Below are 14963 nucleotides of genomic sequence, written 5' to 3'. Positions count from 1 at the left end.
CTGGTGTCGTCGCTGTGCGTTGCCGACCTGCCGTCCTTCGCCCGGCCCGAGCCGCCGTCGGGACGCATCGAACTCGCGCAGGGCTGGCAATTGGCCTCGGCTCGCAGCGTGCGAGCCGACGGCGCGGCGCTGTCGACGCCGGGGGACATCGCAGGCGAATGGCACACCGTCAAGACCATGCCCGCGACCGTCCTGCAGGCGCTACAGGACGACGGCACCTACCCGAATCTCTACTTCGGCGAGAATCTGGCCGCGGTTCCCGACGACCTGTGGCGTCAAGACTGGTGGTACCGAACGACCTTCGACGCGCCGGCCGGAAGCTCCGGTTACCGGCTGGAGTTCCCCGGCATCAACTACCGCGCCGAGGTGTGGCTCAACGGGACACTGATCGCGGACAACTCGGTCGTGGTCGGTATGCACACCGCGCACGAACTGGACGTGGCGCCGTGGATCAACCGCGGAGCCGCCAACACCCTGGCGGTCAGGATCACGCCCGAGCATGCGTTACAGGACATCGACGGGGTGGAACTCGCCGACAGCTGGTGGGACTGGATCAACTGGAACCGCATCGGTTACCAGGGGCCGGGCAAGGATCCGGTGCGCGGGAATTCCTTTGTGCCCGACCGCAATGCCGGGATCTTCAAGCCGGTCTACCTGAGCTTCTCGGGACCGGTCGTGCTCAGCGACCCGATGGTGACCACCGAGTTGCCGCTGCCTGCCACCGACCGGGCCCGGCTCACGGTGTACACCGATGTCCGCAACACCACCGAAAGCCCGGTGCGTGGCGTGGTGCGAGCCACGATCAGCCGCGCCGGAAAGCCCGACGTCGAGGTCGATCAGGCGGTGCGTCTGGCACCCGGCGAAACCAGGGAAATCCGGTTCGACCCCGAGACTTTCGCCGCGCTGACCCTGCGGGATCCCGATCTGTGGTGGCCGTACACCATGGGCGAGCCCAACCTGTACGACCTGCGGGTGGAGTTCGTACAGTACGGGCGCGTCACCGACACCGACCAGTCGCGGTTCGGTATCCGCACGGTTCAGCAGCACCGCGACGACGACGAGCAGTTCCCGGCTCTCGGGCGCGGCGGCAGCTTCTACCTCACCGTCAACGGCCGCGACTTTCTGGTGCGTGGCGGGGCCTACACACCCGATCTGCTGTACCGGTACGACCCGCAGCGCGAGAACGCGATCCTGGGCTATGTCCGCGACATGGGCCTCAACATGCTGCGGCTGGAGGGAAAGTTCCCGGGCGACAACATCATCGAGCGCGCCGACGAACTCGGCATCCCGCTGATGTACGGGTGGATGTGCTGCAACCAGTGGGAGAAATGGTGGCAGTGGGACGACGAGGATCGCCGTGTCGCCGATGACAGTCTGCGGTCGCAGATGTTGTCGCTCCGCGGTCATCCGTCAGCGTTTCTGTGGGCCAACGGCAGTGACGGCAAGCCGCCGCAACCCGTGCTGGACGGCTACCACGACATCCTGCGCGAGTTGCATTGGCCCAACGCCGTTGTCGACACGGTGTCCTCGCTCGCGCATGACGATGCGGGGGAGGTCGTCTGGGACGGCATCCATATGGCCGGGCCCTACACCTGGCGTCCGCCGACCTACTGGTTCAGTGGCCGCTACCAGGCGACCCGGGGTGCGAATGCCGAACAAGGCGACAACGAACACGTCCCGCCGTTCGCGAGCCTCCAGAAGTTCCTCCCGCCAGACAAACTGTGGCCGATCAACGACGCCTGGTACTTCCACGCCGGGGCCGACCCCGGCAACGCCAACCTGAACAGCATCCGCACTGCGGTCATGCAGCGGTACGGGTCGTCACGCAGCGCCGAGGAGTTCGCGCGCAAGGCACAGGTCGCCCACTACGAGTCCACCCGGGCCCAATTCGAGGCGTTCGCGGCGCTCGGCTGGGCCACCCACAAGATGACCATCTACTGGATGCTCAACAACCATTGGCCATCGTTCTTCGGTCACCTCTTCGACTACTACCTGCGGCCCGGAGGGGCATACTTCGGCGCCAAGAAGGGCCTGCGGCCGCTGTCGGTGGTGTTCGACTCGTACGCCACCGGCGACCACGACACGGCCCACATCGCGGTCGTCAATCAATCGCCCGCCGAGCGATCCGGACTGCGCGTGCGGGTACGCACCTACGACCTGACCGGCCGGGTGCGCGACGACCGCACCAGCGGTCCAGTCAGCGTGCCGTCCGGCGGCGCCACTCAGGCCTTGACACTGCCGCGCCCCGCGCGGATCTCGGAGGTGTACTTCGTGCGGTGCGAGTTGCTCGACGCCGCGGGCTCGGTCGTCGCCGACAACACATACTGGCAATCCCAGCAGCGCGACGACGTCGGAAACCCGGCCAACGACCGGGCGTTCGATCTACGGCAGGCGAGCTGGGCCGACATGACCCCGCTCAACACGATGCCGCGGGTTCCGCTGCGTGTGACGGCCCAGCGGTCGGCGGAAGCCGACGTGGGCACGACCGTGACGATCCGGCTGCACAACCCGACCCATCAGATCGCGTTCTTCGAGCGAGCCGAGATCACCTCAAGCCGCGAAGGTGACGAGATCCTGCCGATCGAATACTCCGATAACTACGTCACGGTGTATCCCGGCGAGACCGTCGAGCTGACCGGCCGGATCGACGCGTCAGAAGCGGCCCCGAACTGGGTCCGGGTGACCGGTTACAACACCGCGCCGGTGGTCGTGGCAGTCGACCAGCCGGCCCGGCGATAGGATCGGCCCATGACCACAACCGACGAGCGGCATGAACTCGGTCAACTGGCCGAGTCCGGCGGATGGCAGCACCGCGATCTCGACCGCGTCGACGTCTACCAGCGCGGCACCACCCGGATCCGCGTGGTGTGGCAGGGGTCGAGCGCAATCAGCGGTGCAACGCTGTACCACGACGACATCATGACCACCTACACCCGTGACCTCGCTGCGGTGAACGGTTGGCTCAAGCGCTGACACGGCGCCGAAAAGCCTGACCAACCCCGAAAATCGGTCGCGGCGGCCCGGCCGTCTGTGGCACCGTCGAATCCTGTGATCGACACTGCGACCGAATTGACTCCGCAAATCCTGCACGACATCACCGACGCCGACTGGGCCGGGATGGCACTCCTCGGCAGTACCGCTTTCGGAGAACTCGAAGATCCCGAGACGATGGCCGTGTGGCGGACGCTCGTGCCCGGCGGTGGGGCGGTGGTGGTGCGCGACGCCGACATCGTCGGTCAGTCCCTCTACCTCGACCTCACGCTGACCGTGCCCGGTGGCGCGGAACTTCCCGTGGCGGGCCTGAGCTTCGTCGCGGTTGCGCCCACCCATCGGCGGCGCGGCCTTCTGCGTGCCATGTACACCCAACTGCACGATCGGATCGCCGACGCCGGCTATCCGATCGCGGCACTGACGGCGAGCGAGGGCGGAATCTACGGCCGCTTCGGCTACGGGCCTGCGACCATCGAGCAGGAAGTGTCGATCGACCGCCGGTTCGCCGAATTCCATGCCGCGGCGCCTGATCCCGGTGGCGTGCGCATGGTCAAACCGGCTGACCACCGCGACGAGTTGATCGACATCTACGACCGGTGGCGACGACAGACCCCGGGCGGGCTGGTGCGTCCGGCGGGCCTGTGGGACGACCTGCTGGCAGACCGGGAGAAGGCCCGCGGCGGGGGCACGGAATGGTTCGCCTTCCTGCACCGCGACGGTTACGCGCTGTACCGGTTGCACGGCGATGGCCCGAAGGTCGTGCGCGTCGGCGAGCTCACCGCCGCCACACCCGAGGCCCACGCGGCGTTGTGGCGGGCGCTGTTGGGCCTGGACCTGATGGAGAAGGTGACGACCTGGACGCATCCGGGCGACGCGTTGCCCTATCTGCTCACCAACCCGAGGCTGGCCCGCGTCACCTCCAGCGCCGACGATCTGTGGTTGCGGATCATGGACATTCCGGCCGCCCTCCAGGCCAGGCAATATTCATCCGACCTCGACACCGTGCTTGAGGTCGCCGACGGCTTTCGCAGTGACGGCGGACGATTCGCCCTGCAGATCAGGGACGGGCGCGCGCAATGCACGCCGACCGCCGAACCTGCCGACGTCGAACTCGACCTCGACGTCCTGGGCAGCCTGTATCTGGGTGGCCATCGAGCCGACGGCTTTGCATCCGCAAACCGGTTGCGTACCAAGGATTCTGAATTGGTGCAGCGGATCAGCGCGGCCTTCGTCAGCGCCGTGCCCGCCGAATTGGGGTTCGGCTTCTGAGTGCGGGTCCCGGCCCGGCCGGTATCGATGCGTAAGGTGCAAACCGTGAGTGCACGCGCAGGCATCGTGGTGACCGGAACAGAGGTCCTGACCGGCCGGGTCCAGGACCGCAACGGTCCGTGGCTGGCAGATCAGCTACTTGAGCTCGGCGTCGAACTGGCGCACATCACGATTTGCGGTGACCGTCCCCGCGACATCGCGGCTCAGTTGCGGTTCCTGGCCGCCGAAGGGGTGGATCTGATTCTCACCTCCGGCGGGCTGGGGCCGACCGCAGACGATCTCACGGTCGCGACGGTGGCCGAGTTCTGCGGACGTGAACTCGTTCTGGACGCGGCGCTGGAAGAGCAGATCGCCGAAATCCTGCGCAAGCTGATGAGCGGGCGCCCCGGCGTCGACTTCGACGCGGTGCGCGCAGCGAACCGCAAACAGGCCCTGGTGCCGGTCGGTGCCGAAGTGCTCGAACCGGTCGGCACCGCACCCGGCGTGGTCGTGCCGGGCAGCCCGACGGTGGTCGTGTTGCCCGGCCCGCCACGTGAGCTGCAGCCGATGTGGTCACGCGCGGTCGCGACCGACGCTGTGCAGCAGGCCATCTCGGGCCGGACGGTGTACCGGCAGGACACGGTGCGGATGTTCGGCCTGCCCGAATCCGGTCTGGCCGAGACCTTGCGGGAGGCCGAGGGGTCCATCGCCGGATTCGACGCGCTCGAGATCACGACCTGCCTACGGCGCGGCGAGCTCGAGATCGTCACGCGCTACGAACCGCAGGCCGCCGGTACCTACGGTGATCTGCTTGCGCTGCTGCGTGATCGCCACGGCGACGCGATGTTCTCCGAGGACGGTGCGACCGTCGACGAGCAGGTTGCCGCGCTCCTGTCCGGCCGGCGCATCGCGACAGCCGAATCCTGCACGGGTGGGCTACTGGCGGCCCGGCTGACCGACCGGCCCGGGTCGTCGGAGTATCTGGCCGGTGGGGTGGTCGCCTACGCCAACGAGGCCAAGGCCGAACTGTTGAACGTGGATCCGGTGCTGATCTCCGAGCACGGCGCGGTCTCCGAACCGGTGGCCGAGGCGATGGCCACCGGTGCACTGCACCACTTCGGCGCCGATGTGGCAGTGGGCATCACGGGTATCGCGGGCCCCGGCGGCGGGAGCGCGGAGAAGCCGGTCGGCACGGTGTGCTTCTCGGTGCGGGCCGAAGGCGTCACGCTGACGCGCACACTGCGCTTGCCCGGCGACCGGTCCGACATCCGGGAGCGGTCGACCACGGTGGCCATGCACCTGTTGCGGCGGGCCCTCAGCGCCACGTCCCGATCTTCGGTGTGATCGTCGGTCAGCGGTTGGTGGGTATCGACTGCAAGGCCTCGGCGACGCACTCAGACCAATCAAGTTCGCCGAGCACCGTGACCGCGCGGGCGACGTAGGCACTGGATATCACCACGTCGGGTTGCAGCGTCGCCAGCAGCCGCAGGCTCTCGGCCATGGCGGCGGCATCGCCGACGCCGGGAATCACGAATGTCGACCAACGACCGTCGTCGCCGACGAAGATGGTGTCTCCGGTGAACAGGTAGCGGCCGTCAGCACCGTCGACCAAATAGCTTGTGCTGCCCGGGGTATGGCCCGGCGTGGGAATGACCTCGACGCCGTTGCCGTCGCGGTTGCGGGTGGACAGCGGCACATGGATGGGGGAGTGCTTGCCGATGGTCGCGGACTCGGCGGCCGGCGCGTGCAATCGCGCCCCGAAATGGTCGGCGACACGGGCCAACATCGGCCCGGCTTCATCCTGATGAGACAGATAGTGGTTGTCGACACCGCCGAGTGCGTCGATCGCGGCGAAGTCGGCATCGGTGGCCGGGCAGTAGAACAAGGCGTTGGAACCGGTATGGCCCGGAGTCCACAGATACGCATGCGTGGTCAGCCCGGGAAACGGCGTATCGGTGCGGGTTTCCCAGAGGTCCGAGGCGATTTGGGTCATCGTTGTTGTTGTCATGACCGCAGCTTTCACCCTCAACATTGGTTGAGGTCAACCCTCGACGGTCACACCAACTTGCCGGCGTCCCAGATGTCGATCATCGTGCCCATGATCTCCTGCGCGCAGCCCAGCCCGCCGAGGTGACTCTCGTACGGCAACTCGGTCAGTCTGGCTTCGGGCAGCCGCGACACGACGTGCTGGCCGTGCGTGAACGGGACGATGTGGTCGTGGTCGCCGTGCCACCAGCACACCGGAACCTTGACCTCGTCGAGCCGGAAGCCCCAGTCCCGCTCGAACACCACGATGTCGTAGAACGGCGCGGCGAGCTGTTTGCGGCTGCCGTTGAGCAGGTCGTCGAGGAACATCGCCTTGAACTCCGGTCGGGCGAGCATCCGCCGGTCTCCTTCCGGCGACAACCGGGCATAGATCTCCAGGGCGGGGGAAGCCACCGGGCGGATGAGCCGGATCAGGCCCGACGCGGCCAACCGGATCGGCGCCCCGGCCACCTGGATCACCGGTGCGACCACCGCGCCCAGCTGCATGAGCCGACTGCTGATGGCGTCGGGGCCGACCGTCGGCGCGACGCCGCCGAGCACGCCCGCGGCGACCACGCGGTCGGGCATGGCCGCCGCACACGCCAGCGTGTACGGCCCCCCGCCGGACAGCCCGACGACGGCCAACCTGTCGACCCCCAGCGTGTCGGCGATCGTGCGCAGATCCGTCGCGAAGTCCAGCACCGACTCGTATTGATGCGGCGTGGACGACCCGATACCGGGCCGGTCCACGCCGATCAGCCGAATGTGGTTCTGCTCGGCGTAAACCCGGGCTTCGGTGGGGATCTGACGCCGCGCACCAGGGGTGCCGTGCAGCCAGAAGATGGCCCGCCCCTGCGGATCGCCGAATTCGGCGAATCCCAATTGGCGGCCGTCGCCTACGGCGACGTTGCCCTCAAGTTTGGGGCGATCGATGGGCATGACCATCTGCGTGCGCCTCGCCGCGTTCCCTGCCTAGCCGGCAATCGAAGCGTCGTAGATCGACTGGATCGACTTGTCCAACGTCGAATTGAACTCGTCGTCGCTCTGCTGTGCGGACAGGCCCTCGGTCAGCGCGCGGCTGAAGCTCGCGATCACACCGCTGTTCTGTGCGAGCAGCGCGTTGGCCTCGTCACGCGAGTAACCGCCGGACAGTGCGACCACCCGCATGACCTTCGGATGATCGACCAGCGGCTTGTAGTGGTTGGCGACGGTCGGCAGGGTCAGCTTCAACATGACCTGCTGGCCGTCGGGCAGCGCGTCGAGGTTCTTGGCGATCTCGGCCTTCAGCAAGTCCTCGGCCTCGGCCTTGTCGGAGATCGAGATCGTCACCTCGGGCTCGATGATCGGGATCAGCCCGTGTGAGAGCACCTGCTTGGCCACCTCGAACTGCTGGGCGACCGCCGCGGCGACGCCGGTCGGGTTAGCGGCGCCGATGACCGAGCGTTCCTTGGTGCCGAAGATGCCGTTCTTCACCCCGCGCGCCAGCAGGTCGTCGAGCGCAGGCATCGGCTTCATCAGCTGCACCCCGTCGGCCGCTTCGGCCAGGCCCTTGTCGATCTTGAGAAGCGGCACGACACCTTTGTCCTCCCAGAGGAAGGTCGCCGACGGCTTGCCTTCGATCGAGCGATCCATGGTCTGCTCGAACAGGATGGCGGCCAGCACCCGCTCACCGGTGAACGCAGGCGAGGTGATGATGCGCGAGCGCATCTGGTGGATCAGGTCGAACATCTCGTCCTCGGACGAGTAGGCGCTTTCCTCCACCCCGTACAGACGCAGCGCCTTCGGGGTCGATCCGCCACTCTGGTCGAGCGCGGCGACGAAGCCCTTGCCCGATGACATCTTGTCGGCCTGCTGCTGGTTCACCTGGTTCGTCATGACGGGGTGTCCACTCCTTTGAAGACGGTGTCCTGCTGATTCTGGCTCCCCGGCCAGCGCCGGTGCAGCCTATTCGCCCTCAGAGGATATTCGGCGGCCATCCGCCTCCTGACCCCACCTCAGTCCGGTGCGCTCAGCGGGGTGTTCACCGAGGCGGCGATGGCCGCCGCCGACCGGTCCACATCGTCGTCGGTGGTAGCCCAGTTCGAGAACGAGACCCGCAGCACGTACTCGCCGTTCCACGTCGTGCCGCCAAGCCAACAGGTGCCGTCGGCCTGTATCGCCGCCACGGCCCGCCGGTTTGCCGCCTCGCCTCCGGGCAACCGGACGAGCACCTGGTTCAAGACGACGTCGTTGAGCACTTCGGCGCCCTGGATGCGTTCGGTCAGCAGTCGCGCCATCCGCTGTGCCTGTGCGCAGTTGCGCTGCACCAGGTCGCTCACCCCGGTGCGGCCCAACGATCGCAACGCCGCATACACCGGTACGGACCGTGCGCGGCGCGAACTCTCGGGGACGAAGTTCGTGTTGTCCCGCTGGCCCGGGTCGGCCACCAGATACGGTCCGGCCAGGCTCGTCGCCGCCACGTGCGCATCGGGATCGGCGACGATCGCCATTGCCGAGTCGTACGGCACGTTGAGCCACTTGTGGGCGTCCACCGCCCACGAGTCGGCCCGCGCGGCTCCCGCAGTGAGATGCCGGGTGGCGGGTGCGGCGGCGGCCCACAGCCCGAACGCGCCGTCCACGTGCAGCCAGGCGTCGTGCGCTGCACACACGTCGGCGATCGTCTCGAGATCGTCGAACGCGCCCGTGGACACGTTGCCGGCCTGCGCGCACACGATGACGGGACCGTCGTCGGCGGCGAGTTCGGCGCGCAGCGCTTCGGGCCGCATCCTGCCCTGGCTGTCGGCTGCCACCCTCACGGCCGCGGCCTCGCCGAACCCGAGCAAGCGCAACGCGGCGTAGATCGTGACGTGTGCCTGCTCGCCGCACAGCACCCGCACCCGTGGAGCGCCGATCAGCCCGTCGCGGCTCACGTCCCAACCGGCACGGGCCAACACCGCGTGCCGTGCGGCGGCCAGCCCCGTGGTGTTGGCGGCTTGCGCGCCGGTCACGAATCCGACACTCGCACCCGGGGGCAGGCCCAGCAGGTCGAGCACCCAGCCCGCGGCGATCTCCTCGATGGCCGCGGCGGCCGGCGACAGCGAATGGAAGGCGGCGCACTGGTCCCACGCCGACACGAGCCAGTCGGCGCCGAGTGCCGCGGGCAAGGCGCCACCGATCACGAAGCCGAAGTGCCGCGGGCCTGCGCTCGCCACCAGACCCGGATCGGCTCCGACGGCGAGGGCCGCGACGACGGCCGCGGGATCTTCGCCGTGGTCGGGAAGCCGACCGCCGAGGGTCTGCCGGATGGCCGACGCATCGGTGCGCGCGGCGACCGGGCGGTCGTCGAGGCGGTTGAGGAACACCTCGGCGTGCGAAGCCGCGGTATGCAGTGCGGCGGTGCGATCGGGACGGATATGCGCCATGGCGCCGACCCTACGGGCAGCCGGTCAGGGAGTGCCGTCGTTTGCGACCCAACCTGCGGGCTTGCGCGCGGCCCACGGTGCGGCCTGCTCGAGCTGAGCGCCGAGGCCTAGCAATACCGCCTCGTCGGGGGCCATGAGCTGTACCCCGATCGGCAGACCGTCGTCGGTCGTGCCGAGCGGCAGTGAAATCGCCGCCCAGCCGGTGACATTGGCGAGTGCCGTCCAGCCGGTCGTGGCGAACTCCACGTCGAAGAACGCGCGCGTGGTGCCGCGCGGTTGATTCAACAGCGCATACGGCGGTGGGCCGGTCAGCAGAGTAGGCACGAGCAGCACGTCGTGCCCGGCCATCCCGGCGGCGAACCTGCGCGTCTGCGCGTGAACGGCGGCGATGGCGTCGGCGTAGGCCATGCCGGTCGTGGTGAACCCCTCGCGGATCATCACCCATGTGCTCGGCTCGAACTCGTCGTCGAGGGGTTCGCGGCCCAGGTGTCCGGTGGCGAACGCGTGCAATTGTGCGTTACTCACGTTGTGCAGCACCGCAACCGCGTCGGCGACCGCGTCCGGGTCGATCGACGGACCGCCCGCCTGGACCTGATGACCGAGGCTCTCCAGCAACCGCCCGGTCTGTTCGACCGCCGCGACGACTGCGGGGTCGATCCGCTCGGTCGGAAACGGCGATGAGGTCGACATCAACACCCGCCGAGGCTGCGGATCCCGCGAAACCGCTTGCAGGAACGGCTCATCCGGTGCCGGGGCGGAGTAGGGATCACCGGTGACGCTGCCCGCGATCACGTCGAGCAGGGCCGCGCAGTCACGCACTGTCCGCGTGAGCGCATGGTTGTTCACGAGCCCTTCCAAACCGTGCCCGCCGTCCGGCGCGAACGAGGCCCGGCCGCGGCGCGGCTTCAGTCCGACCAAACCGCAACACGATGCCGGGACGCGGATCGAACCGGTACCGTCACCGCCGGAGGCCGCCGGTACGACGCCCGCGGCCACCGCGGCAGCCGACCCGCCACTCGAACCTCCCGGTGTCACCGATGATGACCAGGGATTGGCCGTGGGACCGAACAACACGGGTTCGGTCGTGCAGTGATTGCCCCACTCCGGGGTGTTGGTCTTTCCGAACACCACCAGGCCGGCCTCGAGATACCGCTGCACCGTCCATGCGGAATCCGTTGCCACATGGTCCCGTAACGCCCGGGATCCCATCGCTTCGGGCGCTCCGGCGAGAGCGGCACCGAGATCCTTGAGCAGGAACGGCACACCGGCAAGCGGTCCGGCCCGCCCGTCGCGAAGCACGCCTGAGGCGTCGAGCGCAGTCGCCTGGGTACGTCCGCGGTCGAAGAGATCGGTGATCACCGCATTGAGGGACCGCGCCGCCTCGAGGCGGACGATCGCTGCGTCGAGAAGTTCGGTGGCGGTCACGTCACCGGCCGCAGCCAGGCGGGCTTGGCCGATCGCGTCGACGCCGGCGAGCTCGAACGCAAACTTCGAATCCATCTGCATCACATTAACCGGCGGGCGCAGGGCACCGCCTGGCACACGCGCCCGCGGTCAGCGCGGCGCGACAACGACCGGGGTCGAGAGGATTTCGCGGTACTCCACCATCGGCTCGCGTTTGATGACCGTATTTCCCGACGTGACAAGCAGTTCGGTGGGGGAGACGGCGTAGCTCACGCTGTAGTTGCGGGCCACGAACTTTCGATCTGGAGATTTCTGTGCCGTGGCGGCCAGCGCGGCCTCGTCGGTCAACCGCACGCCGTGGTATTCGAACCGGCCGGCGCGGTCGAGGCAGATCACCACGAGCGAACCCTCGGTGCGCCCGATCGCCCGAGCCGTCTGGGTGTCTCGGCAGCGTGCGCCGGAGCCGATGAATCCCGACTGGTCGAAGGCGAACGGTGTGACGGCTGCTGCGCCGGGTTGTGCGGTCGCCGTCTGGCGGGGTGACCGATCGGGGTTGACCGCCAGCATTTTCGCGCCCACTGCGTACGTGGAGTCACGTGATGAAAGTTTGGCAAGGGTGGTGACGACGACGAAGGCGGTGAGCAGTGAACTGACGAGGGCGGTCGCCGCCACTCCTATACCGACGGGAAGCCAACGGCGCTCGGGCGGTTTTCGATGCCTTCCACCGGTGCGCGGCGGATATGAGGTGGACGCTGGGTGGGTGACCAAGCTCGCTCCCGTGACGGCGTTCTGGTGAGGTTTCGCAAACAAGCTCGCTGACGCGACCTCATATTGTGCACGACCCGACCGGCGATCGTGGGAAACACCCGAAAACGGGAAATCCCCGGTTCGACGCAGAGTTGGCTGTCGCGCCATGTGCCCGGCCCGCGTGAATGTTGCTCCGCAACATGAGGATTGGCCCCGGTTGTGAGACACCAGCCCCGTCATGCCCAGGCCGGGGCCTGTTCTGACCGGCATGTCAATATCTGCGGGCAACGTCGTGGAGGCGGCGCGGCGCGGGGGTCGCGGCGTTGCCAGAATATCTGGCTCGGGCGCGGGGCCGCGTCGATCCCGGCGGCGGGGCAGCCGGTTTGCTCATACCGGCCCGAACAATCGGATACCGGGGGAATTCGTCGAATTCATGGAAAGGGCTGCCGCGAGAATTCGGGATCGTTGCCGACACCGGCATTCTCGTCACGCCGATTCAAACCGGTAACCCCGAATTCGATCGTCATTAGCGTCCCAGTGGTCGATACCTGCAGGACTTTCGAGGGGAGCACGGCAGTGACAACAGCCGCGACCACGGCAACGGACGCAAATGCAGCCGCCGAAACCAATATCGAGGTGACACCGTTATCCGGTTGGACCGGTGCCTTGATCGACGGCGTCGATTTGTCGGCACCGTTGACCGAACACCAAATAGCCGAGATCCGGGCCGCGCTGAACAAATGGAAAGTCGTGTTCTTCCGCGACCAGGACCTCGACCACGCGACGCAGATCGCCTTCGGTGCGCAGTTCGGCGCCGTGACACCGGGGCACCCCTACGAAGGTGACTCCGCGCCACCCGGGTTCCCGCAGATCCACACCGTGTCCCCAGCCGCCTACGACCATCGGTATGGGACGAAATACCGCAAGCGCCAGAGTCCCAATGGCCCCGGCTGGCATGCCGACGTCACGCCGTTGATCAATCCGCCGTCGCATTCGATCCTGCGGGCCGAGCAGGTGCCCGCGTACGGCGGTGACACGCAGTTCACGAATGTCGCGGCGGTCTATGCCGGGCTGTCCGAGCCGGTGCAGTCGTTCATCGACGAGTTGCGGGCCGAGCACCGGTTCGGTTCGTCGGTCTCCGCCGAGCGCAGCACCGAGAAGATCGGTGACCTTGTCCGCGGCAATCCACTCGCCTCGATCCATCCGGTTGTACGCATCCATCCCGAGACCGGCGAGAAGGTGGTGTACGTCAATCCGTCGTTCACTCGCGAGATCGTCAACCTCGCTCCGCGCGAGAGCCGGCACGTGCTGGATCTGCTGTTCGAGGAGATTGCGCGCCCGGAGTACTCGGTCCGGTTCAAGTGGGAGCCCGGCAGCGTGGCCTTCTGGGACAACCGGGCCGCGCTGCACCTGGCACCCAGGGATTTCGAACACGTCGAGGGCGACCGGATCCTTCACCGCATAACTCTCGTGGGTGACATCCCGGTTGGTCCGGATGGCATTGCCTCGGAATCGATTTCGGGTGACTACTTCGGGGCTGCCTGAGATGTCGACGGTGCTGTCGAGGCCCGGCCGGATCGCCGGAAGCGGCGATGCGGCCGGTCTTGTCGACCCGCGGGCGGCGATCCGAAAGGCTCAGCGGAGGCCTGTCGTGCCGCGGGCATTGCAGCGCCTGCTCGGTCCGGTTCTGTTGGTCGTCGGGTGGCAGGTTCTTTCGACCACCGGAATTTTCGACGAGCGTACGGTGCCGCCGCCCACGCGCGTGCTGCGCGCCGCGTGGACGCTGATCGCCGACGGCACATTCCAGGAGCATCTGGTCGCCAGTCTGCTGCGGGTCGGGTACGGCCTGGCCTTCGGCATCGTGCTGGGCCTGGCGTTGGCATTGATCTCCGGTCTGTCGCGGGTGGGGGAGAACTTCGTCGACGCCAACATGGAAGTCCTTCGGGCGGTTCCGAACTTCGCGCTGGTCCCGTTGCTGATCGTGTGGTTCGGGATCAGCGAGGTGCCCAAGATCCTGCTGATCACACTTGCCGTCGCGGTCGCGATATACATCAACACCTTCAGCGCGATCCGCAGCGTCGATGCCGCACTGGTGGAGGCGGCGCGCTCGTTCGGGGCCGGTCGCGCGGAGCTGATCTACCGCGTCATCGTCCCGGGCTCGCTGCCCGGCTTCCTCGTGGGCCTACGGCTTGCCCTCACCGCGTCCTGGCTGTCGTTGATATTCGCCGAAACCATCAACGCGAAGAAGGGTCTGGGGCGAATGATGACCGACGCCCGTGAGTACTTCCAGATCGATGTGGTGTTCGTCCTGATCGCGGTGTACGCAATCCTTGGCCTGGTCTCGATCCTGGTCGTGCGCTTTCTGGAAGCTCGGCTGCTGACCTGGAGGCGGGCATATGACGGAGACTGACGCCCGGTACGCAGGCGTGGACACCGATGCCGTGGTGATCGCACGAGATGTGCGAAAGCGCTTCGGCGACAACGTCGTGATCGACGGGCTCGAGCTGGAGATCCGCGCGGGCGAGTTCGTTGCGTTGTTGGGCCGCAGCGGATCGGGGAAAAGCACATTCCTGCGGGCCCTCGGAGCGCTGGACAGCGATGTCGACGGCTATCTGCGCGTACCGGAGCGGCGCGCGATCGTGTTTCAGGATCCTCGGCTGCTGCCGTGGCAACGCGTACTGTCCAACGTGACGATCGGACTGCCGACAACCGCGGCGGTGCAGCAACGTGCGCGCGATGCCCTCGCCGAGGTGAACCTGGCCACCAAGGCCAAAGTTTGGCCGCGCACATTGTCGGGCGGGGAAGCGCAGCGGGTGGCGTTGGCGCGGGCCTTGGTGCGCGAACCCCAATTGCTGCTCCTGGACGAGCCATTCGGTGCGCTCGACGCGCTGACGCGCATCAAGATGCACGGCCTGTTGATGGATCTGTACCGGCGCCACACACCGGCGGTGTTGCTCGTCACCCACGATGTCGATGAGGCAATCGTGCTGGCCGACCGGGTGATCGTGCTGACCGACGGCGTCATATCGCTCGACGTCGCGGTTTCGGTGGACAAGCCCCGAGCCCGCGACTCCCACGAATTCGTCACGCTCAGAAGGCGTCTGCTCGCCGAACTGGGCGTGGCGGACGACCAGTCCTGACCCGCAC

13 protein-coding genes are annotated in these 14963 nt (G+C 67.4%); 7 read left to right on the top strand and 6 right to left on the bottom strand.

All coding sequences use genetic code 11. The features are described 5' to 3' along the window. Positions 1–12 precede the first annotated feature (12 nt). The 4 genes from AWC31_RS35730 (at position 13) to AWC31_RS35715 (ending at position 5583) form a co-directional block, all read left to right on the top strand. Positions 13–2739 carry a glycoside hydrolase family 2 protein gene (locus AWC31_RS35730; protein WP_085150665.1) on the top strand — a complete coding sequence of 909 codons (2727 nt, stop codon included), beginning with the start codon at positions 13–15 and terminating at the stop codon, positions 2737–2739. Positions 2740–2748: 9 nt separating this feature from the next. Further along, on the top strand, positions 2749–2973 hold the full coding sequence (locus AWC31_RS35725) for a hypothetical protein (protein ID WP_085150463.1): 225 nt from the start codon (positions 2749–2751) through the stop codon (positions 2971–2973). A gap of 75 nt (positions 2974–3048) precedes the next feature. After that, entirely contained in the window at positions 3049–4260 is a 1212-nt protein-coding gene (locus AWC31_RS35720) for an enhanced intracellular survival protein Eis (protein WP_264052048.1), read from the top strand. 45 nt (positions 4261–4305) lie between these two features. Then, positions 4306–5583, top strand: coding sequence for a competence/damage-inducible protein A (locus tag AWC31_RS35715; RefSeq protein ID WP_085150661.1), 1278 nt, complete (start codon positions 4306–4308; stop codon positions 5581–5583). Between the two features lie 7 nt (positions 5584–5590). Here AWC31_RS35715 and AWC31_RS35710 read toward each other — a convergent pair whose 3' ends face one another. The 6 genes from AWC31_RS35710 to AWC31_RS35685 form a co-directional block, all read right to left on the bottom strand. Continuing rightward, positions 5591–6247 carry an MBL fold metallo-hydrolase gene (locus AWC31_RS35710; protein ID WP_085150461.1) on the bottom strand — a complete coding sequence of 219 codons (657 nt, stop codon included), beginning with the start codon at positions 6245–6247 and terminating at the stop codon, positions 5591–5593. A 47-nt stretch (positions 6248–6294) separates the two neighbouring features. Continuing rightward, a complete protein-coding gene (locus AWC31_RS35705) occupies positions 6295–7209 on the bottom strand; it encodes an alpha/beta fold hydrolase (RefSeq protein ID WP_085150459.1) in 915 nt (304 codons plus the stop codon). Positions 7210–7236: 27 nt separating this feature from the next. After that, complete coding sequence (locus AWC31_RS35700; RefSeq protein WP_085150457.1) at positions 7237–8139, bottom strand: fructose bisphosphate aldolase; 903 nt, start codon at positions 8137–8139, stop codon at positions 7237–7239. A 119-nt stretch (positions 8140–8258) separates the two neighbouring features. After that, on the bottom strand, positions 8259–9665 hold the full coding sequence (locus AWC31_RS35695; RefSeq protein ID WP_085150455.1) for a pyridoxal phosphate-dependent decarboxylase family protein: 1407 nt from the start codon (positions 9663–9665) through the stop codon (positions 8259–8261). Between the two features lie 24 nt (positions 9666–9689). Further along, positions 9690–11165: an amidase gene (locus AWC31_RS35690; RefSeq protein ID WP_085150659.1), complete on the bottom strand. Its 1476-nt coding sequence runs from the start codon at positions 11163–11165 to the stop codon at positions 9690–9692. Between the two features lie 54 nt (positions 11166–11219). Beyond that, a complete protein-coding gene (locus AWC31_RS35685) occupies positions 11220–11741 on the bottom strand; it encodes a hypothetical protein (RefSeq protein WP_085150453.1) in 522 nt (173 codons plus the stop codon). Positions 11742–12392: 651 nt separating this feature from the next. On the opposite strand from AWC31_RS35685, the gene AWC31_RS35680 reads away from it, so the two are divergent. From AWC31_RS35680 to AWC31_RS35670, 3 genes are read left to right on the top strand one after another with little or no spacing between them, the layout of a single operon-like run. Continuing rightward, positions 12393–13361, top strand: coding sequence for a TauD/TfdA dioxygenase family protein (locus tag AWC31_RS35680; protein WP_085150451.1), 969 nt, complete (start codon positions 12393–12395; stop codon positions 13359–13361). Continuing rightward, positions 13339–14226 carry an ABC transporter permease gene (locus AWC31_RS35675; RefSeq protein ID WP_234817118.1) on the top strand — a complete coding sequence of 296 codons (888 nt, stop codon included), beginning with the start codon at positions 13339–13341 and terminating at the stop codon, positions 14224–14226. The genes AWC31_RS35680 and AWC31_RS35675 overlap by 23 nt, the downstream gene beginning before the upstream one ends. Beyond that, a complete protein-coding gene (locus AWC31_RS35670) occupies positions 14213–14956 on the top strand; it encodes an ABC transporter ATP-binding protein (RefSeq protein ID WP_085150447.1) in 744 nt (247 codons plus the stop codon). Before AWC31_RS35675 ends, AWC31_RS35670 begins: the two co-directional genes overlap by 14 nt. The last annotated feature ends 7 nt before the right edge of the window (positions 14957–14963 follow it).

Source organism: Mycolicibacterium wolinskyi (genome assembly GCF_002101965.1).
Lineage (GTDB): Bacteria > Actinomycetota > Actinomycetes > Mycobacteriales > Mycobacteriaceae > Mycobacterium > Mycobacterium wolinskyi.
The sequence above is the reverse complement of the archived record's forward strand: the minus strand, read 5'-3'. Positions and strand labels throughout refer to the sequence as shown.

Excerpts from the sequence above, each read along its gene's own strand:
- AWC31_RS35690 (WP_085150659.1), bottom strand. The coding sequence starts at position 11,165 with ATGGATTCGAAGTTTGCGTTCGAGCTCGCCGGCGTCGACGCGATCGGC.
- AWC31_RS35700 (WP_085150457.1), bottom strand. The coding sequence starts at position 8,139 with ATGACGAACCAGGTGAACCAGCAGCAGGCCGACAAGATGTCATCGGGC.
- AWC31_RS35725 (WP_085150463.1), top strand. The coding sequence starts at position 2,749 with ATGACCACAACCGACGAGCGGCATGAACTCGGTCAACTGGCCGAGTCC.
- AWC31_RS35695 (WP_085150455.1), bottom strand. The coding sequence starts at position 9,665 with ATGGCGCATATCCGTCCCGATCGCACCGCCGCACTGCATACCGCGGCT.
- AWC31_RS35705 (WP_085150459.1), bottom strand. The coding sequence starts at position 7,209 with ATGGTCATGCCCATCGATCGCCCCAAACTTGAGGGCAACGTCGCCGTA.
- AWC31_RS35710 (WP_085150461.1), bottom strand. The coding sequence starts at position 6,247 with ATGACAACAACAACGATGACCCAAATCGCCTCGGACCTCTGGGAAACC.
- AWC31_RS35670 (WP_085150447.1), top strand. The coding sequence starts at position 14,213 with ATGACGGAGACTGACGCCCGGTACGCAGGCGTGGACACCGATGCCGTG.